Origin of the sequence: Cricetibacter osteomyelitidis (assembly GCF_004340985.1) — a bacterium.
In the GTDB taxonomy this organism is placed as follows: Bacteria; Pseudomonadota; Gammaproteobacteria; order Enterobacterales; family Pasteurellaceae; genus Cricetibacter; species Cricetibacter osteomyelitidis.
Map to the genome: position 1 here is coordinate 1 of NZ_SLYB01000060.1, position 1,102 is coordinate 1,102.

1 protein-coding gene and 1 pseudogene are annotated in these 1,102 nt (G+C 40.7%); both read right to left on the bottom strand.

Annotation, left to right across the window (positions count from 1 at the left end):
* Positions 1–629 (bottom strand): hypothetical protein (locus EDC44_RS12895; RefSeq protein ID WP_131979813.1); only part of this gene is annotated, 629 nt, incomplete at its 3' end.
* 71 nt (positions 630–700) lie between these two features.
* Positions 701–1,102: pseudogene (locus EDC44_RS12900) on the bottom strand (hypothetical protein); the annotation flags it as partial.

The window sequence follows — 1,102 nt, forward strand, 5'->3', positions numbered from 1 at the left end:
TTTTGATTTTCACAGGCGGGCCAGTGAATCCCCAAATCCACTTCCGTCCATTTGCCTGCTTTGCTTTCGTGGGGAATGCGTAACACCAACGCCCCGTGAGTTTCCCACCGTAACGATGGGCGGTGCATTCTCGGGTGCAATACATTTAACGGATAGCCGTTTTTCGGATAACGGGTAATATAAAATTGCCCCCATAACCAAAAATAAACCAAACGTCGCTCCGTATCAATACGCAGTGGACGCCATTTGGGAAAACCGGTTAGCAGAAATAACCATAATGGTACACTTAACCATAACCAAGCTTCTATTTTTTCTTGTCGCATTGTTACGTATAAATCATTTAACACACCACCACCTTTTAAATATCCTGGATTATTAGGATCAGATAACAAGTTAATTAGATGTGCTTCTACATTTTTTGCATTCCAAGTCCATTCCAATATGTAATAAAGTCCTTGTTTAGGATCAATCAGATTCCAAATCCAATAAAACAATACAATATAAAACCAAGACCAAACTAAATATCGAATACCCGAATCACTATAACGTTTAATTTCAATCAATCCATTGCGTACTTTTTTGATATTACGGGAAATTATATCCGGCGTGTAATCAATAATTTTGTTCATTAACTCCCTCAACTAAATTTCATTAACTACAAAAAGCTACCGCACTTTCAGTCAATGCTGTCAAAGTGCGGTCAGTTTTTCGGAAAATTTGAGAAAAAAGAAAGAAACGCCTCATTTTCCTGCGTGATTACTTCCGGATTATTTGCCAACCATGCTTGAATTTTCGCTTCGGTTTTCTTTTCGTTATAGCCTCGATCGGGGAAAAGGCTGAAGCGGTAGAAAAAACGGTTGGCGTAGTCGCTCCACAATGTTTTTTCTTTGTGAAAATAGCGCTCGAATTCCGCCGGATTTGAGCTGCTTAAATAATCGTTAAGAAAATTTTGCAGCACATAATTTTGATTTTCACAGGCGGGCCAGTGAATGCCCAAATCCACTTCCGTCCATTTGCCCGCTTTGCTTTCGTGGGGAATACGCAATACCAACGCCCCGTGAGTTTCCCACCGTAACGATGGGCGGTGCATTCTCGGGTGCAA